The sequence below is a fragment of the Sphingomonas echinoides genome (genome assembly GCF_029623395.1).
Classification (GTDB): domain Bacteria; phylum Pseudomonadota; class Alphaproteobacteria; order Sphingomonadales; family Sphingomonadaceae; genus Sphingomonas; species Sphingomonas echinoides_A.
In genome coordinates, this window is sequence record NZ_JAPYKK010000001.1 from 359,885 (window position 1) to 384,654 (window position 24,770).

Here is a 24,770-nt window from a genome sequence, read left to right on the forward strand (position 1 = left end):
ATACCCGGCCAAAACTTTCTGCACCAAGAGGCGCGCGTGCACCCATGCAACGGGTGCCCGCGCATCTGTGGTGCGTTGATCCTTAACCCTATTTTCCAATCATCCGGGCAGTTGCCCGCTATGAGAGGAGAACGTCACATGTCCATTCTTGCATGGATCCTGCTGGGCCTGGTGGCCGGTTTCATCGGCAGCAAGATCGTCAATCGCAGCGGCGAGGGCCTGATCCTCGACATCATTCTGGGCGTCGTCGGCGCGGTCGTCGGTGGATTTCTGTTCAACCAGTTCGGCGCAGCCGGTGTCACCGGCCTCAACCTCTACAGCCTCGTCGTCGCCGTCATCGGCGCGGTCGTCGTGCTGGTGCTCTACCACATGGTGGTCCGCACCACTGTTCGCTGAACCGCCCTACCGCTTTCAAACCTACCGGTTGGGGCTCGGCCGGATACAGGAGCATATCATGACACAGACCGTCACAGGCTTGTTCGAACACTACGACGACGCCCGCCGCGCGGTGCAGGATCTCGAAGCCGCCGGCATCGCCCACCGCGACGTCAGCATCGTCGGCCATGACAAGCACGGTGACTCCCCCCGCACCAGCGAAGCTGGCGAAGCGGCGGCGGAAGATGCCGGGACCGGCGCCGGCCTCGGCGCAGCGGTCGGCGGGGTCGGCGGCTTGCTTGCCGGTCTTGGCCTGCTCGCGATCCCGGGGATCGGCCCGGTCGTGGCGGCAGGCTGGCTGGCGGCGACCGCCGTCGGCGCAGCAGGCGGCGCCGCGATCGGTGCAGCGGCAGGCGGCCTCGTCGGCGCACTGACCCATGCGGGCGTGCCCGAGCAGGACGCGCACGTCTATGCCGAGGGTGTCCGCCGTGGCGGGACGCTCGTCACCGCCAAGGTCGAGGAACCACTGGTACAGATCGCGCGCAACATTCTCGACGACGATCGCTCGGTCGACGTTGCGGACCGTCGCGAGGCCTATCAGGCGCAGGGCTGGAAGACCTTCGACGACACCGCCCCGTCCTATTCCGACGCCGACATGGCCGCCGAACGCGGGCGCTACACCCGCATCTGACACTTTGATTTGAAAGGATGAAGCGCATGCGAATCATACTTCCCCTGCTGCTCGGTGCCGCCGTGCTGGCAAGCCCGGCCATCGCGCAGGACGCCCCCGCCAAGAACAACCGCGTCGTGAAGGACACGCACACCGTCAACGACGGCGGCGCACGGCGCGGGGCGAATTCGTTCACGCAGAACCAGGCGCGCGAACACATCGCCAAGTCCGGCTTTGCCAACGTTTCGGTCTTGGCGAAGGACGCACACGGCGTGTGGCGCGGAAAGGCGACCAAGGACGGCCGTACCGTCGACGTCGCGCTCGACTTCAAGGGTAACGTGACGACGGGCAAATAAGCCTATTGCAACGGCAGCGCGAGGGTTCGCCCACGCGCTGCCGTTGTCTTGTCCCGACCGGCTAGGCGATGGCCGGTCCGAACACCGACCAGCCCGTCCGGGCGACCAGCATCTCCAGCGCGCGGACACCGAGGATCGAGTTGCCGTGCTGGTCCAAATTGGGCGACCATACGGCGATCGCAGCCCGTTCCGGCGCGATCGAGAGAATGCCGCCGCCGACACCGCTCTTGGACGGCAAGCCGACACGAACGGCAAAGTCCCCAGACCCATCATAATGGCCGCAGGTCATCATTAGCGCGAGGACCGTGCGCATCCGGCGGGCCCGCTCCGCCGCCGCATCGTCCCCCAGCGGCAGACGCGTCCGAGTCAGGAACCGTCCCGCCAGCGCCAGTCCGGAACAGTCGACCGAAATCGCACATTGCCGGACATAGCCGTCCATGATCCGATCGAGCGCCCCCACGACATTGCCATGATGCTTCATGAAGCTGAGCATCGCGCGATTGAGGTCTCCGTTCTCGTTGAGCACGGCCTGATCCAGCGGGGCATCCCGACCGTCGAACTGGTCGCGAACGAAGGCCACGACGGCATCTTCTCCGTGCGGCGTCGCGACGAGCATGTCGACGACGACCAGCGCGCCTGCATTGATGAAGGGATTGCGCGGAACGCCGTGCGTGCGTTCGAGGTCGATCATCGAATTGAACGGATCGCCCGAGGGCTCGCGTCCGACGCGGTCGAATACGGCATCCCCGAATTCCCGCAGCGCGAGGTTGAAGGCGAACACCTTGGAGATGCTCTGGATCGGGAAGACGACGTCCGCGGCCCCTGCGGTCAGGACGGTGTCGGCGGTCGCAACGGCGATCCCGAAGCGACCCGGCGGCGCCGCCGGGTCCTTCGCATCGGCGGCAGATTCGATCGCAGCCGCGCTGTAGTCGATTTCGGCGGTGATCTCGTCGGAATGGTTTGCAGGTTCATCCTCGGGGAACGTCTCATCCCCCCTTCAGGTCCGCGGCCGAACCCCCGACCCGTCTACGCGCCCGCGCCGCCGTGCAACCGCAACACCGCATTCTCGTGCTCCAGCAACCAGCGCTTGCGGTCGATCCCGCCACCGAACCCGGTCAGCGCGGCGTTCGCACCGATCACGCGGTGGCACGGAACGACGATCGCAACCGGGTTGAGGCCGTTCGCCGCCCCGACCGCACGCGCTGCCCCGGCGCTAGCCAACTGCTTGGCGAGCGCACCGTAACTCGTCGTCGTGCCTGCGCCGATATGACGGAGCTGCGCCCACACCCGGCGCTGGAACACCGTCCCCCCGGTTGCGACGTCAACCGTATCGAGCGCATCGAACCGGCCCGCGAAATAGGCCTCCAGCGCAGCCCGGAGCGCGGTCGGTGGTGCCGCGTCCTGCAACGGCACGAGGCCATAGTGCCGCTCCAGCAGGCGATGCATCCGCGGCGCATAATCGTGGAAGTCGAGCGCGCGCAAACGCCCTTGTGCGTCCGTGACGAGCAGGATTTCGCCAATCGGGGAGTCGACCCGCGACAGTGACAGCCGGTCGACCCCGGGCACGGTCGCGCCGGTCATGCGTCACGATCCTGAACAGCAGATCCCATCGCCGCACTGTAGCCGAGCCGGCCGGCGGAGCAACCGCCTCCGTCCCAGGGGCTTCGTCCCTAAAGCCTACGTTAAACACCCCATTTGGCCAACCTCTGCCCGACCCCATACCGCATCATCGCTCGATACGAAAAAGCCGAAACCGGCATGTCCTTGGGAGGGGATATCGACGTCCAGCATGCCACCACAGGGGGAACGATGACCGCACGTTCGAAGATCCGGATACTCTTGCTATCGGCCAGCACATTGGGCGGATCGTTCGCGGCCGTTCCCGCCTTTGCCCAATCCACCACCGTCACGCTGGCACCGGATACTGCCGATGCGGGTTCCGCCGACGCTGCCCCTGCCGACATCATCGTAACGGGCACGCGCCGGTCGACCTCGCTTTCCGACGTTCCCATCAACATTACCGCGGTCGGAAACGCCCAGCTCGAGACCCAGCGAATCTACGACATCCGCGGGCTCGCCGACTTCACCCCCGGGGTCACGATCAACCAGACGGGTCCACGCGCAACCGGCACGGTCGTACTGCGCGGCCTGTCCGCCAACGACACGAGCGACTTCGCCAACAATCGCGACAATGCCGTCGCCATCTATCTCGGCGAAGTGCCGCTGTATCAGGATTTCAAGCTGCTCGATCTCGAACGGGTCGAAGTGCTGCTTGGCCCGCAGGGTACGCTGTACGGCGCGGGGACGCTGGCCGGCGCGATCCGCTACATTCCGAAGCGGCCTGACACCAATAACTTCAGCCTCGACGCGCATGTCCGCGGGTCGACCGTCGCGCACGGCAGCCAGTTCGGCTTCCAGGGCGACTTTACCGCCAACATCCCGATCATCCGGGATCATGTCGCGCTGCGCAGCACGGCGGGCTATTACTATGAGCCGGGCTTCATCGATTATCCGTTCGTCCTGCAAAACCCCGGCACGTCCCTGCCGCAACCAAGCGGCGCTTTCGACGAAACGGTGACGCAGCAACAATATCAGGACAATTTCAAGCGCACGAAGGACGTCAATTTCGAACGTACCTGGACGACGCGCAACACGCTGCTGCTCGAGGCGAACGAGAACCTCAAGGGCTATCTGACCTTCGGTTTCCAGCAGACCAAGACCAATGGCCGCCAGTCGAACGGTGCCTTCACGTTCAATACCGGCAAATATGAGGGTCCGTGGCGCTATCTCGAGCCGTCGGATCGCCGGGCGTATCTCTACGCATTCGAACTCCAGGCCAATCTCGGTCATATCGCGCAACTGGTGTCATCGACCGCCTACACGCTGCAGCGGACCAACGGCACGGCGGACAATACCGACCTGCTGCTCGACCTCAATTACAGCTATGAAGCCTTTCCGGCGTTTTCCTCCTACGCCAACAATTCCACGCGCAACGAACAGTTCACGCAGGAACTGCGGCTGGTCTCGACGCACGGCGGGCCGTTCAGCTGGACGCTGGGGGGCTTCTACAACCATTTGAAGAACGCCGGCGATCGCCAGGAATATACGCCCGGCTTCGCAAACTTCATCAACTCGCCACGCGTCGACGATCTCGAATACATCTCGTTCTTTGACAATTCGAACAAGGAGAAGGCGGTCTTCGGCGAAGCGACACTCAAGCTGACTTCGGCATTCCAGGTGACCGGTGGCGTCCGCTACTATAAATACGATGCAACCGCGCGGGGCGGGACCGATTTGCCGCTGTTCGGCGGCGGTTTGACGCGGACGCCCTATCCTTTGATCCAGTTTGCGCCGTCACGAATCGGGACGGGCAAGTCGAATTCGGACGGCGTGGTCTACAAAGCGAACGCGTCGTACAAGTTCCGCCCGGGGCTGATGGTCTACGGAACGTACTCGACCGGCTATCGCATCGGCGGACCGAACACGGTTGCCCCGTGCATCCTGCCGCTCCAACCCGGCCAGAACGTCTGCGCGCTGTCCAACGAGCAATTCTACGGGCCGGACAAGACCTACAACAAGGAAATCGGTGTTCGCGGGACCTTCTTCGACGGGCGGCTGACGGTCAATCTCGACGCCTATCACATCGTCTGGCGCGATCTTCAGGTCGCCAGCCAGACGATCAACGGCGCGGTCGGCATCACCACCAACGCGGGCGCGGCGGTCTCGAAGGGCGTCGAACTGACCGCCACCGCGAGCCTGACCGACCGGCTCAAGCTCAGCGGCAATTATGGTTATACCGATGCGCATCTGACCAAGGACGCGCCCGGGCTGATCGTCGTCAACAACGACACGTTCGATGCGCGGGCCGGGGATCGCTTGCCGGGATCGCAGAAGCATTCGGGCAGTGTGGCGGCGAACTACACGATCCCGCTCGCCAACGATTCGGATATCGCGGTCAACTGGGCGCTGACCTATCACGGCGACGTCTTCACCAAGACCGGCAATCGCGGCTTTGGCGAAGTGATTCCCGACTACGTGCTCAATCGCGCCTCGCTGACGTACCGGACCAAGCGTTACGACTTCAGTCTGTACGCACTCAACATCTTCGACGTGTATGCGGTGAGTTCGGTCGGGAACGATTTCAGCAAGATCGGGGCGCTGAACCAGGATTACGGGGTTTCACGCCGCTTCTACAGCTATTCGGTGGTGACGCCGCGGACGGTCGGGTTCGAGGCCAGACTGCATCTGTGAGGTCCTCGGGACCTTCGTCACCCGCGGACTTGTCCCGGGTGACGAAGGGCACGACCAGTCAACAGCGTTCACAGAGAACGCAGCGGGTGGTGCTTCAGACCGCGATCCCGGCGCTCTCGAAAAAGGCGCGCACCGGCGCGAGCGCGATTTCGTGCGCGCGCCACCGTTCGACCGAATCGCGATACATCGGGCGCCGAACCTGTGCCGCGCTCGGCGTAGCGACCGCGGCCGTATTGGTATGGAAATCGAGCGCCGAGTCCGTCCAGTCGAGGCCACAATGCGCAAACAGCCGCCGGCTCTCGCGTTCCTGCTGCGCGACCAGCGCTTCATAGCCGAGCTGCAGGACACGCCCCGGCAGCAGCCGGTCCCACAGCGCCATCAAGCGATCGAACCGCGCATAATAACGCGCGGTGTCGATCAGGGCGTGGCTATAGGCGTAATAGGCCGAGGTCGTTGCGAACAGGTTCTTGTAGTTGCTCCACACCGTGTCCATCGGGTTGCGGCGGAGACAGACGATGCTGGCGTGCGGCAACGCGCGCGCGATGTAGCCGACGTGCAGGAAGTTCGCCGGCAGCTTGTCGATGAACCGCCCGCCCGCGCGCCGGCGATGTTGCGTCGCGTGCGCCATATAGGCGCGGCCGACCGCATCGGGGGAGAGACCACCCGACGCCCGGATCGTCTCCGGATCGGTGATCAGCCGCGACCGCGTTCCGCTCAACTGCTTGATCGCCAGCGGCATCGCCTGGAGTTCGCCCGCGCTGTGGACATCGGGATGCGACGACAGGATCCGGTCGACCAGCGTCGTCCCGGTCCGCGGCATGCCGATGACGAAGATCGGCGCATCCTCGACCTGGCTCGGCCCGGAAAAGAAGCTCGGGTCGCCGAACGCCGCCTCGATCGCGTCGAAGATCGCGGCGTCGCTCGAAAAGTCATAGGCGATCCGCACCTTGTGCGCGGTATTCGCGGCGGACAAATGGCGGAACGCGCGCTCGGCATCGCCGACGTCGTCATATTCCTTGGCCAGCGCATAGCGGATCCGGAGCGCATCATCGGGCGACGGTTGCTCCGCAAGCACCGCTTCCAGCCGCGCGATATGGTTTGCGGCGGGGGTCGCCTTGGCCAGCCCCGACAGCGCGTAATGCGCGCGCCCATGTCGTGGTGCGCGCGCCAGCAGGATCTCATACTGCGCGGTTGCGTCTGCGGTTCGCCCGACGAACCCGAGCGCAAGCGCCAGATTATAACGATATTCGAGATTTCCCCCGTCCTGCGCGACGGCGGGTTCGAAACAGCGCAGCGCCGCCTGATGATCGCCGAGCCGCGCGTGGATACAGCCGATCGTATCATAGGTCAGCGCATCCTCGGGTCCCGCCGCGACCGCCGCCTCCGCCGCAACCCGCGCCTCCCCGTCGCGGCGCACGAGGATCAGCAACCGCGCGAGTTGCGCGAGATATTCCGCGCGCGATGCCACCGCGATGGCGGCCTCCAGATGCGCGATCCCGGCGCTAACTCGCCCCTGGACCGCATCCGCAAGCCCCAGCACGAAGCGCGCATCGGCGCGGTCCTTGATCCCCGCGGCAAGCTGCCGCGCGCGATCCGCGTCCCCTGCCCCGATAGCGCGGCGTGCCGCTTCGCCGTGCGCGTCGATCATGCCGTTCGCCCCCATCGTGCCACCGCGTTGTGTGTTCGCCTCCTCAACTCGACAGCGTCTTCACCGCCGCCGCCGCGGCGGAAGCGCGATTCTCGATCCCCATCTTCTCGAACACCTGCTCGAGATGCTTGTTGACCGTGCGCGGGCTGATCCCGAGGATTTCGCTGATCTCGCGATTGGCCTTGCCGCGACTGATCCACAGCAGGACTTCGGCCTCGCGGTCGGTCAGGCCGTGCCGCGCGGCGAGCAACCGCTCCTCGGCGCCATCGAGCGCTTCGGAAAGACGGAACAGCCATTCGTCCGGTCCGCTGCGCGTCAGCAGCGTGAACTCCAGCTCACCGCCTTCGATGGCGTGGCGAAAACTGCGCGGATCCTCGCTTTCGATCATCCGCAACAATGCCGATATCACGGGCGGAGGGAGCGGCTCGCCAGCGAAGTGCGCCGCCAGGATCGTGACCGTGCGCGGGGTGGACCAGAGGATCCGCCCCGCCCCGTCGAGCGCGAGCAGCGACCGGCCACTCTGGTCGAGCGCGGCCTGGCTCCGCTGGCTGATCCGCGCATTGCCGAGATGGACGCGGATTCGCGCGAGCAATTCCTCCACCACGACCGGCTTCTGCACGTAATCGACCCCGCCTGCCGCAAGCCCGCGCAGCACGTCCTTGGTTTCGGTAAGACCGGTCATGAAGATCACGGGCACGCCCGCGAGCCGCGGGTCCGCCTTGATCCGCTCGGTCGTCGCGAACCCGTCCATCACCGGCATCATCGCATCCATCAGGATCAGGTCGGGCACGACCAGCGCGAGCGACAGCAGCGCCGCCGCGCCGTCGGTCGCGACCAGCACCGTCATGCCTTCGGCTTCGAGGGTCGCGGTGATGAAGCTCAACGAGTCGAGCGTGTCATCGACGACCAGAATGGTGGCACCGGGCTGGCAAGGCGGGGCGTCAGTCAACGGCGTTCAACAGATCGATATAGGCTTTGAGATCGAACCGGCGAAGGTGATCGCGCAATTGCGCCACCAGCACCGCACTGTCCGGGAAGTCGTTCGTCAGCGCATCCAGCGCACCGTCGATTTCGCGGACATTCCCCACCCGCCCGAGATAGCGCAGCCGGGCAATGCTCGCCGCCGCCCCGGCAAGATCCGGCAGCGGCGTCGCGGGCGCGCCGCCAGCCCCCGGCTCGGCGGAGCACCATACCAGGCCAAGCTGCGCCGCGATTGCATCCAGCAACGCTTCCAGCTGGACGGGTTTTAGGACGAACCCGTTGTGCGCCGCAGCCCCGTCGCCGCCCGCGGCAAATTCGTGCGCGTTGGCGGAGACCAGCAGAATCTTGATGCGGCCACCGCCGTTCGGCGGGACCGCATCGTCGATCGACCGGAGCCGCCGCGCGACATCCCACCCCGTCAGCCCGGGCATCTGGATGTCGAGCAGCACCAGATCGGGCTGGCAGCGCAACGCGAGGTCGATTCCCTCTGCGCCACCCGACGCCGCATAGACGCTGAACCCCAAAGGTCGCAGCAAGCCCTGCAGCACCGCCAGTTGCGCCGGATCGTCATCGATGAGGAGGATCGTGCGGCGTGGCCCGTCATACCCGGTAATCGCGCGCCGCCGCGCCGTCGGTGCCGCCACATCCCGCGCCTCGCTCAGCATCAGCCGTAGCCGGAACACGCTGCCCCCGCCAGGAGCCGGGCTAAGCGCAACGTCGCCCCCCATGAGCTGCGCGAGCACCCGCGTGATCGCGAGGCCCAGACCGGTCCCCGGCTGGTCCTGCGCGATCGCGGAACTGCCGCGATCGAACGGTTCGAAGATGCGCTCCACGTCCTCGGGCGGGATGCCGATGCCCGTATCCGACACCGCGAAGTCCGCGATCAGCCCGCTGTAGCGCACCGTCAGCGCGATGCTCCCGGAGGGGGTGTATTTTACCGCGTTCGACAGCAGGTTGACCAGGATCTGGCGCAACCGCTTCTCATCGGTGCGGACATGCGCGGGCAAGTTGCGCGGCGCTTCATAGATCAGCCGGAGCCCCTTGGCCTCGGCCTGCACGCGGAACATGCTGACGATCGCATCGAGAAACTCGGGCAGCGGGACGATGTCCCGGCTGAGCGTCATCACGCCGCTTTCGATCCGCGAGATATCGAGCAACCCGTCGACGATATTGGTGAGATGCTCGGACGAGCGCCGGATGACGCGCGCGGCCTCGCCGGGTTCGATCGCCCCGGGCCGCTCGAGCAACTGGCCATAGCCGTAGATGGCATTGAGCGGCGCGCGAATCTCGTGGCTGACCCCGACGAGGTAGCGCGTCTTCGCGACATTCGCGGCCTCGGCGACATCGCGGGCCTTTTGCAGCGCGGCCTGACCGTCGCGCAGGGCGGCAAGTTCGCCCGTCAGCGCGCCGATCCGGATCGTGGCCGCGTGTTCCCGGCGCCGCAATCCCACGACGATCCAGACGGCGGCACCCAACACCACGGCGACCGCAAGGGATATCATCCCCAGCGTCGCCGCGCGAAGGATGCCGCCGTCCATCAGCCGCGATTCCCGCAGACCGTGCAACGGTGCCGTAGAGTTGGGGCACCCGTCACGGCAGCGCCTTTGGCGGACGCGGGAAGACGATGAAGTCTCCGGCATTCGCCCGCTTGGGGTTCGCCGCCATGCCGTGCACCGCCGCCTGCAACCGCGCAATCGCGCTCGGCGGCAATTCGAGCGGGTGTTCGGCGGGATGGCTGGCGGCCTCCATCGCATAGTCCTTGCCCGGCACGTTGGTCATTTCGATATGCGCGCCCAGCAGCGCCTTGATCGGATGGGTCTTCGCGAAGCTCGCCAGCCGATCGGCGCTCGCGACAAAACTCGGAAACTGGTCGGTGGGAACATACAGGCGACCGGGATACAGCATGTCGCCCGAGAACAGCAGGCGTGTTCTGGGGTCATACACCATGATGTGCGCCGCTTCATGTCCTGGCGTCGGGATGATCGACAGCGCGCGTCCGCCCAGATCGAAGGTCGCGATATCCTCCGGCCAGTGCGCGACACCAAAGAAGCGCGCGACCTCCGCCGGCTGCAGTCCGACGACCACGGTATCGGGACGGCCGACGAACGCGCCGTCGCCCTGGTGATGATCCCCGTGGCTATGGGAGTGCGCGACGACCAACGGGATCGATCCCCGGCCATGCGCGGCAAGCCATTGTGCGATCACCGCGTCGACCGCGGGACGGATGTCCAGCCCGCCCGCGCCGGTGTCGATCAGCAACGCTCGGTCCCGCCCGAACAGCAGATACAAAAACGGCGCCTCGAAATTGGTCCGGACCGACTGCCGAATCACGAAGGTGTCCGCGTCGTAGCGCTGCACCTGGGTCTGCGGCTCGCGCGCCATGGTCCCGTCGATCCAATGCGCGAAGGGATGCCCCTCGCGCGCCGTTGCCGGACAAATCGCGAGCAACGTCCCCAGCGCGACCGTGAGGCCAATCCCGCGATACCCAGCTGCCATGATCGATCTCCTGTTCGAGCAACGATTCTGCGTACGAAAGGGATGGCGCTTCGTACGAGACGACAGTATGGTTTATTACTGATTGGATCAAACGTAATATTGCAATCATCGTGCTAATGCTGGACTGCGGCGGTAACTCTTTGTGGAGACACGATTTATGATGCACTGGTTCCACAAGGCTTCCACCGCGACTCTGGTCGCCGCTTCGCTCCTGCTGACCGCTTGTGGACAACCGGCCGCCCCGGCCAAGCCGCACACCGAATTCAAGATCGGCTGGTCGATCTATGCCGGATGGATGCCCTGGCCGTACGCACAGCGCGCCGGGATCGTGAAGAAGTGGGCCGACAAATACGGGATCAAGATCGATATCGTGCAGGTCAACGATTACGTCGAATCGGTGAACCAATACACCGCGGGCAAGCTCGACGGCGTGACGGTGACCAACATGGACGCGCTCACCATCCCCGCCGCCGGGGGCAAGGACACCGCCGCGGTGATCGTCGGCGATTATTCGAACGGCAATGACGGCATCGTCCTTAAGAACGCGCCGTCGCTCGCCGCGATCAAGGGCCGCACGGTCAATCTGGTCGAACTGTCGGTGTCGCATTATCTGCTCGCGCGCGCGCTAAGCACGGTCAACCTGGCCCTGACCGATGTGAAGACGGTGAACACCGCGGATGCCGACATCGTCGGCGCGTTCGCGTCGCCCGGCGTCACCGCGGCGGTGGCGTGGAACCCGCAGCTCAACGAGATGAAAAAGGCGCCCGGCGCGACCCTCGCGTTCGATTCGTCGAAGATCCCGGGCGAGATCCTCGACCTGCTCGTGGTCGACAAAGCGACGCTCGCCGCCAACCCCAATCTCGGCAAGGCGCTGGCGGGGATCTGGTACGAGACGATCACGCTGATGCAGCGGCAGGATGCGCAGGGCAAAGCCGCGCGCGCCGCGATGGCGCAGCTGGCCGGATCGACCCCCGCCTCGTTCGACGCACAGCTTTCGACCACGCATCTCTATGCCACCCCGGCGGAGGGCGTGGCAGCAGCGACCGCGCCGGAGCTCGTCACGACGATGACGCGGGTGCGCGATTTTAGCTTCTCGAAGGGGCTGTTCGGTCCGGGCGCGACCTCCCCCGATGCGATCGGGATCGCGTTTCCGGCCGGCAAGACGCTCGGCGACCCGGCGCGCGTGAAGCTCCGCTTCGACCCGACGTTCATGAAGCTCGCCGCCGACGGCAAGCTGTAAGGCGCGCGCGATGGTGCGACTGGTCAACATCCGGCCGACGCGGCGTGTGGCGGCGATGCTCGGTGCGACGCCGCTGCTGCTGCTGGTCCTCGCCTATCTCATCGCCTCGGCCAGTCGCCACGCGCTGAACCCGGCGGACAAGATCCTCCCGACGCCCGAGGCGATGCTGTCCGCGATGCGAATGCTGGTGATGCTGCCCGATGCGATGACCGGGGAACGGCTGTTCTGGTCCGATACCTTTGCGAGCCTCCAGCGGCTCGGCATCGGGCTGGGGATCTCGACGATCTCCGCGCTGTTGGCGGGCCTGGTACTGGGCTTGCTGCCGGCGGTGCGCGCGACGCTGGGACCGCTCGTCACGACGGTCGCGGTCATCCCGCCGGTCGCGCTGTTGCCGATCCTGTTCATCGTGTTCGGCCTGGGGGAATCCGCCAAGGTCGCGCTGATCGTCATCGGCATCCTGCCGCTGATGATCCGCGACATCGCCGCGCATGTCGAAGCGCTGCCGACCGAACAGATGATCAAGGCGCAGACACTCGGCGCCAGCAGCTGGCAACTCGCGCTGCGGGTGGCGTTGCCGCAGGTGATGCCGCGCCTGATCCATGCGGTGCGGCTGTCGCTCGGGCCGGCATGGGTGTTCCTGATCTCGGCGGAGGCGATCGCGTCGGATGTCGGGCTCGGCTACCGGATCTTTCTCGTCCGACGGTATCTGTCGATGGATATCATTCTCCCCTATGTCGCGTGGATCGCGCTGCTCGCGATCGCGATGGACTGGGTGCTGCGGCAGATCAGCCAGCGTGGCTTCGCCTGGGCGCATGGCGCGCGATGAGCATGCTGTCGCTCCGCAACGTCTGGGTGGAATATGGCGAGAAGGTCGTGCTCGAACGCGTCGACCTCGACATCGCCGAACGCTCCTTTGTCTCGATCGTTGGCCCATCGGGCGCGGGCAAGAGCACCCTGCTCCGCCTGCTGCTCGGCCAAGAAGTGCCGACCCGGGGCCGGATCCTGCTCGACGGCGTCCCGCTCAAACCCGAGTGCGGGCCCGATCGCGGCGTGGTGTTCCAACGCTATTCGATCTTCCCGCATCTGGATGCGCGTCACAACGTGCTGTTCGGTCTGGAATGCGCCGCCGCGCCCTTCACCGGGCGGCTGTTCGGGCGGGCACGCCGCATCGCGCTTGACGAAGCCGATGCGATGCTCGCCGCAGTCGGCCTGGGCGATAGCGGTCACGTGTTCCCTGCGCAGATGTCGGGCGGGATGCAGCAACGGCTGTCGATCGCCCAGGCGCTGGTCAAGCGGCCCCGCATCCTGTTGCTCGACGAACCCTTCGGCGCGCTCGACCCCGGGATACGCGCCGACATGCACGTGCTCGTCACGCGCTTGTGGCGCGAACAGGCGCTGACGATCGCGATGGTGACGCACGACATTAGCGAGGCGTTCACGCTCGCGACGCGCGTGTTGACGCTCGACAAGCGGCGGCACGATCCGCACGCGCCGCACCGCTACGGCGCGACCGCGGTCTACGATCTGACGCTCGATCGCCGGGTCGCCGCGGAAAATGCGCATAGCGCCAGTATTACGATTGACGATAATGTTAATAACTGAGACTGATTGCGCATGACAGACGAAGCCCCCGGCACCGGCCTTTCAAGGCTCAGCATGAGCTTGCCGACCGACCTGTACCGTCAGCTCGACGTGATGGTGCAGGAGCGCGGGCTGCCGTCGCGCTCGCAGATGATCGCCGAACTGATCCGCCACGCGCTCGCCGAACATGGCGAGGCGACGCACCCCGATGCGTTGCTCGCTGGCACGATCACGCTGGTCTATCGCTCCAACATGGGCCGGGTGCGCGAACTGCTCGCGCAGACCCAGCATGAATATCTGAAGGAAGTCATTTCCGCGCAGCACGTCTTCCTCGAAGACGACCAGTCGCTCGAGGTGCTGCTGGTGCAGGGACCGGCGGCGCGGCTGCGCGACCTGTGCGATGCGCTGCGCAAGGTGCGCGGCGTCCAGCAGATCAGCTTGTTCACCACCACCGCCTTGTTGCCGCCGCTCCACGAGCAGGTCAGCTTCAAGGGGGCCAAGTCGAGGAAACCCGCCTGATGGCCGCGCTCAACGATCCCCTCGCCGCGCGCGCGCATGCCCGCGCGATGGAAGGCAGCGTCGCGGAAGCGATGCCGATCCTGCCGCCGGTGGCGAACGATCTGCCCGAGGGCGTCTTGGCGGACGATCTGTTGTGGGAAGAACGGATCGCCGCCGGTGGCTATGCCTCACGGCGTCTGCCGCGCGGGTCGATCACACGGCTGATCGATCTCGACGGCGATGCATGCGCGTCGATTCAGGTGTTCAACGCCGAGATGCCGACCGAGCGGCTGAACGTCGCCGATACGGTCAAGATCCAGTGGAATGCGTATCTCGGCGCGGGCAAGCTGTTGCTGTCCGACATGGGCCGCGTGCTGATAAGCATCATGTCCGACGATGCACAGACGCATGACGCCTTCTGCGGGGCCTCCAACGCGGCGTCCAATGCGCGGGCGTACGGCGACGGCAGCAATGCCGGGCCCTTCCCCAATGCGCGCGACCGGCTGCTGCTCGGCGTGGCGAAGCATGGGCTGGGACGGCGCGACGTCCATCCGTGCATCAATCTTTTCAAGGGCGTGACGATCGCCACCGATGGCGCGACCGTCCCTGATCTGGGACCGTTCGCACCGGGCCGCGCGGTGACGCTGCGCGCCGAGATGGACCTGATCCTGGTCATCGCCAATTGCCCGCACGTGCTCGATTCCCGGCCGTGGAGCGTGACCCCGCTCCGCGCGACCGCGTGGCGCGGGGAAATCGCCGGGCCGGACGATACGATCCGCACCGCGACCCCGGAGGGCCGCCGCGCCTTCCTCAACGTCGACGATTATTACCGCCGCTAGGAGGCAGACGATGGCCGATCATATGCTCGCAGGTCTGGACGGCGCGGTGCTGCACGACGAAGTCGTCGCCGCGCGCGCGCCCTGGATGCACCGCGTCGATGCGGGGCAGTCGCTGCGGATCGTCGATCTCGAAGGGAATCAGGCGGTCGACTTCCTGCTCTACGCCGCCGAAGACGATGCCGAACGCTACAGCGCGCAGGATACGATCGCGGCGCAGGCCAATATCTTCCTCCGCACGGGGGCGCGGCTGCTCTCCAACGAAGGCCGCGCGATGATGACGATCACCGCAACCTCGGTCGACTATCACGATACGATCGGCGGCGCCTGTTCGTGCGAGTCCAACACCTTGCGCTACGGCCACCACACCAAGGCGCAGCACGCCTGCGTCGACAATTTCCTCGACGCGAACGTCCGCGCGGGGCGCGGCAAGCGCGACATGGTGTCGAACATCAACTTCTTCATGAACGTGCCGGTCGAGCCCGATGGCGCGCTCGGGATCGTCGACGGCATTTCCGCCCCCGGCCTGACGGTCGATTTGCGTGCGGAAATGGACGTGATCGTCGTCGTGTCGAACTGCCCGCAGATCAACAATCCGTGCAACGGCTTCAACCCCACCCCCGTCCGCATGATCGTGACGGCATGAGCTTCGACACGGTCCTGATCGCCAATCGCGGGGCGATCGCCTGCCGGATCATCCGCACGCTGCGCCAGATGGGGTTGCGCTCGGTCGCGGTCTATTCCGACGCCGATGCGGGGTCGTTGCACGTCGCCGAAGCGGATCTCGCGATCCGGATCGGCGCCGGGCCGCCGGGTGAGAGCTATCTCGATATCGCGGCGATCCTGGCGGCGGCGCGCGAAAGCGGCGCGGGGGCGATTCATCCGGGTTACGGCTTCCTTGCGGAGAACCTGGGTTTTGCCGAGGCATGTGCCGAGGCGGGGATCGTCTTCATCGGGCCGACCCCCGACAATATCCGCGCATTCGGCCTCAAGCACAGCGCGCGGGCGCTCGCGGTCGCGCACGGTGTCCCGTTGGCACCGGGATCCGATCTGCTGATCGACGTCGAGGCGGCGTCGCGCGCGGCGGCGGAGATCGGCTATCCGGTGATGCTCAAGGCGACGGCGGGCGGCGGCGGCATCGGGATGCGGATCTGCCGCGACGACGCCGAGATCCGCGACGGGTTCGCCACCGTCGCGCGCCAGGGCGCCGCCAGTTTCGGCGACGCAGGCGTGTTCCTCGAACGCTACGTCGAACGCGCGCGCCATATCGAGGTACAGATCTTCGGCGATGGCGAAGGCAAGGTCATCGCGCTGGGCGAGCGCGACTGCTCGCTGCAGCGGCGCAACCAGAAGGTCGTCGAGGAAGCCCCTGCCCCCGATCTCGATCCTGCGGTGCGCGCAGGACTGATCGCCGCGGCGGTGCGTCTGGGGGAAGCCGCGCGCTACCGCTCCGCCGGCACGGTCGAGTTCCTGTACGATGCGGTGCGCGGCGATTTCTTCTTCCTCGAGGTCAACACGCGGCTGCAAGTCGAACACGGCGTGACCGAGCAGGTGCTCGGGATCGATCTGGTCGAATGGATGATCCGCGCGGCGGCGGGCGACACCGCGTTCCTCGATGCCCCGCCGTGCGAACCGCACGGCGCGTCGATCCAGGTGCGGCTCTATGCGGAAGATCCGGCGCTCGACTATCGCCCGACCTCGGGCAAGCTGACCGAAGTCGTGTTTCCCGACGTGCGCGTCGAAACCTGGGTCGCGAGCGGAACCGAGGTCAGCAGCTTCTACGACCCGATGCTCGCCAAGCTGATCGTCACTGCGCCCGATCGCGACGCGGCGGTGCTGGCGATGCAGGTCGCGCTCGACCAGACCCGGATCGCCGGGATCGAGACCAACCTGCGCTGGCTGCGCGACGTCGTCCGCACGCCCGCCTTCACGTCGGGCGACGTGTCGACCCGCGCGCTCGACACGGTCGTCTATCATCCGCGCAGCCTGCGCATCCTGTCGGGCGGCACCGCAACCAGCGTGCAGGATTACCCCGGTCGTCAGGGCTATTGGGCGATCGGCGTGCCCCCGTCGGGACCGATGGATGCGCTGTCGTTCCGGCTCGGCAACCGGCTGCTCGGCAATGCCGAGGGGCTTGCGGGGCTGGAGATCACCGCGACCGGACCGACGATCCTGTTCAACACCGCCGCAAGCGTCTGCCTGACCGGCGCGGATTTCGGGGCGACGGTGGATGGCGTCCCGGTCGCACGCAACGCGCCGATCGCGATCGCGGCGGGGCAGACGCTGGCGATGGGCCGCGTCCGCGATGGCGGGGTGCGCGGGTATCTGCTGGTCGGCGGCGGGCTCGACATTCCGGCCTATCTCGGCAGCCGCAGCACCTTCGATCTCGGCGAATTCGGCGGCAATGCCGCGCGCCGCGTGGTGGCGGGCGACACGCTGCATCTGGGTGACGCGCCGACCGACACCGCGCCCACGGTTACGCAGATTCCACCGATCGGGACCGACTGGACGCTGCGCGTGCTCTACGGCCCGCACGGTGCACCCGATTTCTTCACGCCCGACGATATCGCGACCTTCACCGCGTCCCTCTGGAAGGTCCATTACAACTCCAACCGCACCGGCGTCCGCCTGATCGGCCCCAAGCCGCATTGGGCGCGCCAGGATGGCGGCGAGGCCGGGCTCCACCCGTCGAACATCCACGACAACCCCTATGCGATCGGCGCGATCGATTTCACCGGCGACATGCCGATCGTGCTCGGTCCCGATGGCCCTTCGCTCGGCGGGTTCGTCTGTCCGTTCGTGATCATCGCAGCAGACCTGTGGAAGATCGGACAACTCGCCGCCGGCGACAGCGTGCGCTTCGCGGTCGTCACGGCAGAGGCGGCAAGCGACGCTGCCACGATGCAATCGGCATGGCTGGAGGGTGCCGCACCACTGGTCGAAGACGTCCAAGACGGCGCGGCGCAGGAAACCGGCGATCAGTCCCCGATCCTGGCGGATCTTCCCGCCGCGAACGGGCGACCACGCGTGGTCTATCGCCAGCAGGGCGACCGCAACATCCTGGTCGAATATGGCCCGATCGTGCTCGATCTCGAGCTGAGGATCCGAATCCACGCGCTGATGATCGAACTGGAGCGGATCGCGCTGCCCGGTGTGATCGATATCGTCCCCGGCATCCGTTCGCTCCAGCTCCATTTCGACGGGATCGCACTCGATCAGGGTTCGGCACTCGCCGCACTCGTCGCCGCGGAGGAGAGGCTCGGCGGGCTCGACGATTTCACGATTCCGTCGCGGATCATCCATCTTCCGCTCAGCTGGAAGGACCCCGCGATCTACGAGACGATCGCCAAATATCAGGAAGCGGTGCGCGACGATGCGCCGTGGTGCCCCGACAACATCGAGTTCATCCGCCGCATCAACGGGCTCGACGACGTCGACGCGGTCGAGCGGATCGTGTTCGACGCGACCTATCTCGTGATGGGGCTGGGCGACGTCTATCTCGGCGCGCCGGTTGCCACCCCGATCGACCCGCGCCACCGGCTGGTGACGACCAAGTACAATCCGGCGCGCACCTGGACCCCGCCCAACGTCGTCGGGATCGGCGGGGCGTACATGTGCATCTACGGGATGGAGGGACCGGGCGGCTATCAGCTGTTCGGCCGCACGATCCAGGTGTGGAACACGCACCGCCAGACCGACGCCTTCGTCGATGGCAAGCCGTGGCTGCTGCGCTTCTTCGACCAGATCCGCTTCTTCCCGGTCAGCCATGACGATCTGGTCGACTGGCGGCGCGATTTCCCGCTCGGCCGTCGCGCGATCCGGGTTGAGGAAACCGAGTTCCGGCTTGCCGATTATCGCGCATTCCTCGCCGACAATGCCGATGCGATCGACGCGTTCCAGCAGCACCGCCAGGCCGCGTTCGACGAGGAACGCGCCGATTGGGCACGGCGCGGCGAGTTCGACCGGGTCGCCGCGCTGACCGAAGGCGACGCCGATCGCAGCACCGACGCCGCGATCGTGCTGCCCGAAGGCACCGACTGCATCGAGGCACCGTTCGGGGGCGTCGTGTGGAAACTGCTGGTTGCACCGGGCGACGTGGTCGGGCCGGAAACCCAACTCGCGGTGATGGAGGCGATGAAGATGGAATTCCCCGTGGAAGCCCCCGGCGCCGGGACGATCGAGGCGGTCTACGTCACCGAACGCCAGGCGATCCAGCCGGGTGTCCCGATGTTCGCCTTCCGGCCAGCGGCATGAGCGCGTTGACGCGGCTCGACGCGACCGCGATTGCCGCCGATGTCACCAGCGGGCGGCGTTCCGCCGTTACCGTGATTCAGGACGTTCTGGCGCGGATCGCCCTCTATGATGCCGTCCAGCCGCAAGCGTGGATCGCGCGGTTCGATGCGCCGACGCTGCTCGCGACGGCGCACGCGGTCGACGCCCGGATCGCGGCGGGCGAGCATCTCCCGCTCGCGGGCGTGCCCTTCGCGGTGAAGGACAATATCGACGTCGCTGGGATCGATACAACCGCCGGCTGCCCGAGCTTCGCCTATCGCCCCGATGCGCCGGCGACGGTCGTCGCGCGGCTGATTGCGGCGGGGGCGATCTGCATCGGCAAGACCAATCTCGACCAGTTCGCCACCGGCCTCAACGGCACGCGCAGCCCGTATGGCGCCCCCACCAACGTCTATAATCGCGCCTATGTCAGCGGCGGCTCCAGTTCGGGGTCGGCGGTGGTCGTCGCGGCGGGGCTGGTCGCGTTCGCGCTCGGAACCGACACCGCAGGCTCGGGGCGCGTACCCGCGGCGTTCAACCATCTGATCGGGTTCAAGCCCTCGCGCGGGCGCTGGAGTTCGACCGGGCTCGTCCCGGCATGCCGCACGCTTGATTGCATCACGGTGCTCGCCGCGTCGGTGGCGGATGCGCGGATCGTCGACGATGTCGTCGCCGGGTTCGATCCGTCCGATCCGTTCTCCGTCACGCTCCCCGACCGCCCCCGCCCCGCGCAGCGGCTCGGGGTCCCGCTCCCGCATCAACGCCCGTGGTTCGGCGACCTCGAATCCGAACGGCTGTACGATCGCGCGCTCGATCGGCTCGCCCGCGCTGGCGCGGAGATCGTCGCAATCGACATGACCCCGCTCAACGAGACCGCGCAACTGCTCTACGGTGGCCCGTGGGTGGCCGAACGGACCGCCGCGCTCGAAGCGGTGCTGGCGGCGAACCCCGACGATCTCGACCCGGTCGTGCGCGAAGTGGTCGCAGGCGGGCTCGAGCTGCGCGCGGTCGACCTGTTCAACGGCATCTACCGGCTCGCAGAGCTACGTCGCGCCGCCGATGCGCTGTGGGAGACGATCGACCTGATCGTGCTGCCGACGACGGGCACGACCTACCGCGTCGCCGAAATGCGCGCCGCACCGATCGCGCTCAACAGCAACCTCGGCGCCTATACCAATTTCGTGAACCTGCTCGACATGGCGGCGGTCGCGGTTCCCGCGGGCACGCGGCACAATCGCACCGGCTTCGGCATCACGCTGATCGGCCCCGCCGGAACCGACCGTGCGCTGTTAGCGGCGAGCGACGCGTTTCTCGACGGGGCGGATCTCGCCGCGCCACCACCCCTGGACCTGGAGGGCCTTATGCAGACCGTCAAACTCGCCGTCGTCGGCGCGCATCTGAAGGACATGCCGCTGCACTGGCAGCTCACCTCGCGCGAGGCGGTGTTCGTGGAAGCGACCCACACCGCCCCGACCTATCGCCTGTATGCGATGGCGGACAGCGTTCCCCCCAAGCCCGCGCTCGTCCACACCGGCAGCGGCGACGAAAGCGGCGCGGCGATCGCGGTGGAGATCTACGAACTCGACGTGGCCGCGTTCGGCAGCTTCGTCGTGGACGTACCGCCCCCGCTCGCGATCGGGACGGTGACGCTGGCGGACGGCAGTACGGTCAAGGGCTTCGTCGCCGAGGCCCGCGCGACCGCCGGTGCCGAAGACATTACCGGCCTCGGCGGCTGGCGCGCCTATGTCGCGCGGGGTCGCTGAGGGGGCAAAAGCCGCGCGCGCTACGTCATTTGTCCACCTGTCCGCGCGACGCGACCGTTTAAGATAGGCGAGAGCGGGGCGTCGCGTCGATCCTCCCAGGCTGGGCCGCCCCGCTCGTCGGTTCCTCCGCCTTCAGCCGGGCGAGCCACTCCTCGAAAGCAACAGGAACGGGGTTTGCGGTCGATGACGAAGACGGTGTTCAATCTCCTCCCGCCCGCGACGGTTGCGGCGGTCGTCCTGTTCTGGGCGTTCGGTCCGGCGGACTGGATCAACAGCCCGTGGTCGATTCTGGCGGCGACGGCAGTGACCACCGCGTTCGTCCTGGCGCTCGAATGGATCCACGAACGCCACGCTGCCTGGCGCCTCAACCTGCGCGAATTTGGCACCGATCTGTTCTACATGGTCCTCGGCTCGACCGCGATCGCCTGGGCCACCAGCACCTTCGCCGAGGCACCGCTGAAGGCGATCAAGCAGGCGCTCGGCATCCACACCGAATGGGCGATGCACGTGCCGTTCGTGCTGCAGGTCGTGCTGGTCATCCTTGTCGTCGAAGTCGGTCAATATTGGATGCACCGGCTGATGCACAACAATGCGTTCGTGTGGTCGACGCACGCGCCGCATCATCACATCACGCAGCTCAACGCGATGAAGGGCTATGTCGGCAATCCAATCGAGCTGTTCCTGATCAGCCTCAGCCTGGTCGCGCTGTTCGATCTACCGCAGGCGGCGATCTTCTGTGGTTTCAACGTGCTCGGGGTCGTGTCGACGTTTGCCCATGCCAACGTCCGCGCCGATCCGCCGCGCTGGTACGCGCTGTTCTTCACCACCATCCAAAACCACAGCCTGCATCACACCGCGCTCAGCTATGAGGATACGCGCTGCAATTATGCCAATTCGCTGATCCTGCTGGATCGGCTGTTCGGCACGTATCGCGAAGGCGAATCCGCGGTCGTGGGCCAGGATGACCGCAAGCGGCTGACCATCCTCGAACAGATGGTGTTCCCCGCCCGCCCGGTAATCGCGCGGATGGCCGAAAAGCAGCGCAAATCCGCATCGGTTGCAAACTGAACCCGCGCCCCATCGCGGCATCGGCCTGCCGCGCACGCCATTCTCGTTTTCTCTGGAGGTCGATCTGAAAAAACATTGGGCAGTCGCGACAGTCATCGGTGGCTGCATGGCCTTTGCAACGACCGCGGCGGCGGCGCCGCACGAACGGGTCCTCACCGTTCCCGGTTTTGCCGATTTCCTCGCGGTCGACGGCAAGACCGTGTGGGTGACCAATGCCGGACGCGTCGAGCATTGGTCCAAGCGCAAGAAGCTCGCGCAGGTCCCGATGGCGCATCCCTGTGGCGCGATGGCGATTTTCGCGGGCTCGCTATGGGTGGCCGATTGCAAGGACCGCACGCTCAACCGGATCGACCTCAAGACCGCAAAGCTGTCCGTCGCGATCCCGACCGGAATCGGCAACCCCAAGGGCGAGCTGAACGTGGTGGCGGGGGCTGGGTCGATCTGGGTCAGCAGCGCCGCCACGGGGACGATCGCGCGGGTCGACCCCGCGACGAACGCGGTCGTCGCCTCGGTTCGGGTCGATCCCGACAGCGATTATCTATCGTTCGGCTTCGGTGCGCTTTGGGCGGCGAGCGGGACCAGCCAGACGCTGCAAAAGATCGACCCGCACAGCAACAGCGTCGTCGCGAAGACGCCGCTCGGCCGGACGCCGGGGTTCCTCGTCGCGGGTGAAGGCGCGGTCTGGGTGCAGGAACAGGGCGACGGCACGGTCGCGCGCGTCGATCCGGTGAGCGCTGCGGTCACTGGCCGGGTCAAGGTCGATGACACGCTCAAGTACGGCGACATCGACGCGGGCGGCGGAAAGGTGTGGCTGCGCACGACCGCTGGCCAGACGTTCGCCGTCATCGACCCTAAATCGCTCGCGGTGCGCGCGCGGGTCGGCACGGCGTCCGGCAGCGGGGCGCTGCGCTATACGCCGGCGGGGGTGTGGACGACCGCGCATGATCGCCACACGCTGTCCTGGTGGAGAAAGCCTGCCGCGATCGGTCGCTGAAGCGACGGGACTGCGTCGCTAGGCGGCGGACACTCGTTTGCGGAACAGCGCGTTGACCAGCCGGTCTTCGAGAATCCGCCCAACGACGTAGAGCACGGCAAAGATTCCGGCGAAGACATAGGCCGGTGTGGGCGACGGCAGCTTGGCGTCGTCGGCCTTCTTGTCCTTCCCCTTCTTCTTGGGGGGCTCGGGTGCGGGCGCGCCCAGCGCCTGGTCGATCGGGTTGAGCGGAAAGACCTTCTTTTCGGGTTTCTTGGGCGCGGTACCCGCCTTCTCCGCCGCCTCGGCAACCGCCTTCTGGTGGGCGCTGAGCAGGATCGTCAACTGCGCCACCGCGAGGAACAGCAAGGGCGCCAGGAAACAGTAGAGCAGCGCGCGGCTGACCAGATCGTACCGCAGCACGGGGCCGGACGCGCGCTGTTCGAGCGTGAGCACGCCTTCGTCGAAGACGGACATCTTGTCCTGTGCCGCCTGATCCCGTTTCCGGAACACCAGCGTGTCGCCGACGCGGTCGAAACTCGTCCCGGTTTGCCGGAATACGGGATCGAGCTTGTCGAACACCGCGTCCCGCGAGGCATCGGACGCCAGCGCCACGCTGCCCCGCACGTGCCAGATCCATTCGAGGAAGCGCAGGTTCACCGGAAATCCTCGAAGGCGGGGTGGTTCGACCGATGCGAAGGCTCTCGAAGACGCCATCGTTTATTCGGCCGGAACAGCGATCGGCTGCTCCTCCGACGTCCGCCGTCCCATCCTGTGCTTGAGCGACTTGCCGACCTCGGCGAATGGATAGACCATCGTTTCGCGGATCGACATGCGGCGTCCGCCTTCCATCCCGAGCAGCTCCGCCTCGCCATCCACGCACGTTCCGAACAGGCGATCGATGATGATCCAGGTCCCGGAATAATTGCTCCGGCTGGCTTCGAAGTCCTGCGAATGGTGGACGCTGTGATGCTCGGTCGTGTTGAACAGGAAGCGCCACCAGCGCGGCGTGTTGAACCGGACGTTGATGTGCTGATACACGCTAACCGCTAGGCCGAACGTGCCCGCAAGCAGCGCCGCGCGCGGCAGGAAATCGAAGAAACCGCCGATCCCCAGCCCGATCAGGAACAGCTCGACCGGATTGCCGACCGCGCCTTTGTTGATGTTGAGCTGCGTGATGTAATGGTGCGGCGCATGGGTCACCCACAATGGGTACCAATTGTGCATCCCGCGATGCATCCAATATTGCCCGAAATCGAACAGCACCGAGATCAGGATGGCCTGTACGAGCAACGGCAGCGTCATGAACCAGGCGAACTTGTCCCAGTGCAGCGCCTTCTGGACATAGTCGATCATGACGTCGTCGCCGATATACCCGTCCAACAGCCGCAGCATCGTATAGCCGATCGCGACGTAGAACAGGTCGGTCGCCGCCTCTTTCCAGGTCAGGCGCCAGCTGTCGAAGCGCGGATTGACCCATTCGAGCACGAGCAGCAGCGCCTTGAAGCCGATCCCGATCGCGACCGCGGTCGACGCCTTGGCAATCGAATTGGGCGCATAATACCAGAAGGCGATGAGCGCGAAGAGCATGGCCGGCTGGAACCAGGTAAAGACGAACTGCTTTACCGGGCCGCCTTCGACCTTCGGAATATTCTCCCAACCGACCGTGACCGGGGCCTGCGCACCGATCACCCGATTGCCTACGCGCGTTCCCGTCATATGTTTTCCCGTGAATCGAGCAGTGCGGTCACGGTATCGAAGC

At 66.2% G+C, this 24,770-nt stretch carries 22 protein-coding genes; 14 read left to right on the forward strand and 8 right to left on the reverse strand.

All coding sequences use genetic code 11. The features are described 5' to 3' along the window. Positions 1 to 138: 138 nt before the first annotated feature. From QBJ92_RS01525 to QBJ92_RS01535, 3 genes are read left to right on the forward strand one after another with little or no spacing between them, the layout of a single operon-like run. A complete protein-coding gene (locus QBJ92_RS01525; RefSeq protein ID WP_277967897.1) occupies positions 139 to 396 on the forward strand; it encodes a GlsB/YeaQ/YmgE family stress response membrane protein in 258 nt (85 codons plus the stop codon). Positions 397 to 454: 58 nt separating this feature from the next. Then, complete coding sequence (locus QBJ92_RS01530; RefSeq protein WP_277967898.1) at positions 455 to 1,066, forward strand: general stress protein; 612 nt, start codon at positions 455 to 457, stop codon at positions 1,064 to 1,066. 26 nt (positions 1,067 to 1,092) lie between these two features. Further along, a complete protein-coding gene (locus QBJ92_RS01535; protein ID WP_277967899.1) occupies positions 1,093 to 1,401 on the forward strand; it encodes a hypothetical protein in 309 nt (102 codons plus the stop codon). A gap of 61 nt (positions 1,402 to 1,462) precedes the next feature. On the opposite strand, the gene glsA is transcribed toward QBJ92_RS01535, so the two are convergent. Next, positions 1,463 to 2,347 (reverse strand): glutaminase A, encoded by an 885-nt coding sequence (glsA, locus tag QBJ92_RS01540; protein ID WP_347342776.1) that lies wholly within the window; start codon positions 2,345 to 2,347, stop codon positions 1,463 to 1,465. An 80-nt stretch (positions 2,348 to 2,427) separates the two neighbouring features. Next, complete coding sequence (locus tag QBJ92_RS01545) at positions 2,428 to 2,982, reverse strand: methylated-DNA--[protein]-cysteine S-methyltransferase (RefSeq protein WP_277967900.1); 555 nt, start codon at positions 2,980 to 2,982, stop codon at positions 2,428 to 2,430. A gap of 228 nt (positions 2,983 to 3,210) precedes the next feature. Between QBJ92_RS01545 and QBJ92_RS01550 the strand changes: the two genes are divergently transcribed. Beyond that, complete coding sequence (locus QBJ92_RS01550; protein ID WP_277967901.1) at positions 3,211 to 5,652, forward strand: TonB-dependent receptor; 2,442 nt, start codon at positions 3,211 to 3,213, stop codon at positions 5,650 to 5,652. Between the two features lie 94 nt (positions 5,653 to 5,746). Here QBJ92_RS01550 and QBJ92_RS01555 read toward each other — a convergent pair whose 3' ends face one another. The 4 genes from QBJ92_RS01555 to QBJ92_RS01570 are packed head-to-tail and all read right to left on the reverse strand — an operon-like array spanning position 5,747 to position 10,777. After that, entirely contained in the window at positions 5,747 to 7,300 is a 1,554-nt protein-coding gene (locus QBJ92_RS01555; RefSeq protein WP_277967902.1) for a tetratricopeptide repeat-containing sulfotransferase family protein, read from the reverse strand. 43 nt (positions 7,301 to 7,343) lie between these two features. Continuing rightward, complete coding sequence (locus QBJ92_RS01560) at positions 7,344 to 8,249, reverse strand: response regulator transcription factor (protein ID WP_277967903.1); 906 nt, start codon at positions 8,247 to 8,249, stop codon at positions 7,344 to 7,346. Then, positions 8,242 to 9,819, reverse strand: a complete 1,578-nt coding sequence (locus tag QBJ92_RS01565; protein WP_277967904.1) for an ATP-binding response regulator — start codon at positions 9,817 to 9,819, stop codon at positions 8,242 to 8,244. The genes QBJ92_RS01560 and QBJ92_RS01565 overlap by 8 nt, the downstream gene beginning before the upstream one ends. A gap of 52 nt (positions 9,820 to 9,871) precedes the next feature. Beyond that, positions 9,872 to 10,777 (reverse strand): MBL fold metallo-hydrolase, encoded by a 906-nt coding sequence (locus tag QBJ92_RS01570; RefSeq protein ID WP_277967905.1) that lies wholly within the window; start codon positions 10,775 to 10,777, stop codon positions 9,872 to 9,874. Positions 10,778 to 10,934: 157 nt separating this feature from the next. Here QBJ92_RS01570 and QBJ92_RS01575 point away from each other — a divergent pair, with 157 nt between their 5' ends. The 10 genes from QBJ92_RS01575 (at position 10,935) to QBJ92_RS01620 (ending at position 23,029) form a co-directional block, all read left to right on the forward strand. Then, positions 10,935 to 12,017: a putative urea ABC transporter substrate-binding protein gene (locus QBJ92_RS01575; RefSeq protein ID WP_277967906.1), complete on the forward strand. Its 1,083-nt coding sequence runs from the start codon at positions 10,935 to 10,937 to the stop codon at positions 12,015 to 12,017. Positions 12,018 to 12,030: 13 nt separating this feature from the next. Then, on the forward strand, positions 12,031 to 12,843 hold the full coding sequence (locus QBJ92_RS01580; RefSeq protein ID WP_431358352.1) for an ABC transporter permease: 813 nt from the start codon (positions 12,031 to 12,033) through the stop codon (positions 12,841 to 12,843). Next, positions 12,840 to 13,619 (forward strand): ATP-binding cassette domain-containing protein, encoded by a 780-nt coding sequence (locus tag QBJ92_RS01585; RefSeq protein ID WP_277967908.1) that lies wholly within the window; start codon positions 12,840 to 12,842, stop codon positions 13,617 to 13,619. Before QBJ92_RS01580 ends, QBJ92_RS01585 begins: the two co-directional genes overlap by 4 nt. Positions 13,620 to 13,631: 12 nt before the next feature. Then, positions 13,632 to 14,117 (forward strand): CopG family ribbon-helix-helix protein, encoded by a 486-nt coding sequence (locus tag QBJ92_RS01590; RefSeq protein WP_277967909.1) that lies wholly within the window; start codon positions 13,632 to 13,634, stop codon positions 14,115 to 14,117. Next, positions 14,117 to 14,935 (forward strand): urea amidolyase associated protein UAAP1, encoded by an 819-nt coding sequence (locus QBJ92_RS01595; protein WP_277967910.1) that lies wholly within the window; start codon positions 14,117 to 14,119, stop codon positions 14,933 to 14,935. The genes QBJ92_RS01590 and QBJ92_RS01595 overlap by 1 nt, the downstream gene beginning before the upstream one ends. Positions 14,936 to 14,945: 10 nt before the next feature. Next, positions 14,946 to 15,578: an urea amidolyase associated protein UAAP2 gene (locus QBJ92_RS01600; protein ID WP_277967911.1), complete on the forward strand. Its 633-nt coding sequence runs from the start codon at positions 14,946 to 14,948 to the stop codon at positions 15,576 to 15,578. Continuing rightward, complete coding sequence (gene uca / locus QBJ92_RS01605; protein ID WP_277967912.1) at positions 15,575 to 19,186, forward strand: urea carboxylase; 3,612 nt, start codon at positions 15,575 to 15,577, stop codon at positions 19,184 to 19,186. The genes QBJ92_RS01600 and uca overlap by 4 nt, the downstream gene beginning before the upstream one ends. After that, positions 19,183 to 20,967 (forward strand): allophanate hydrolase, encoded by a 1,785-nt coding sequence (atzF, locus tag QBJ92_RS01610; RefSeq protein WP_277967913.1) that lies wholly within the window; start codon positions 19,183 to 19,185, stop codon positions 20,965 to 20,967. Before uca ends, atzF begins: the two co-directional genes overlap by 4 nt. Before the next feature lie 183 nt (positions 20,968 to 21,150). After that, positions 21,151 to 22,035: a sterol desaturase family protein gene (locus QBJ92_RS01615; protein ID WP_277967914.1), complete on the forward strand. Its 885-nt coding sequence runs from the start codon at positions 21,151 to 21,153 to the stop codon at positions 22,033 to 22,035. Positions 22,036 to 22,141: 106 nt separating this feature from the next. Beyond that, positions 22,142 to 23,029, forward strand: a complete 888-nt coding sequence (locus QBJ92_RS01620; RefSeq protein ID WP_277967915.1) for a Vgb family protein — start codon at positions 22,142 to 22,144, stop codon at positions 23,027 to 23,029. A gap of 18 nt (positions 23,030 to 23,047) precedes the next feature. On the opposite strand, the gene QBJ92_RS01625 is transcribed toward QBJ92_RS01620, so the two are convergent. Together QBJ92_RS01625 and QBJ92_RS01630 are read right to left on the reverse strand one after the other, a co-directional pair. Next, on the reverse strand, positions 23,048 to 23,668 hold the full coding sequence (locus QBJ92_RS01625; RefSeq protein ID WP_277967916.1) for a hypothetical protein: 621 nt from the start codon (positions 23,666 to 23,668) through the stop codon (positions 23,048 to 23,050). A 60-nt stretch (positions 23,669 to 23,728) separates the two neighbouring features. Next, positions 23,729 to 24,727, reverse strand: a complete 999-nt coding sequence (locus tag QBJ92_RS01630) for a sterol desaturase family protein (protein ID WP_277967917.1) — start codon at positions 24,725 to 24,727, stop codon at positions 23,729 to 23,731. Between the last annotated feature and the right edge of the window lie 43 nt (positions 24,728 to 24,770).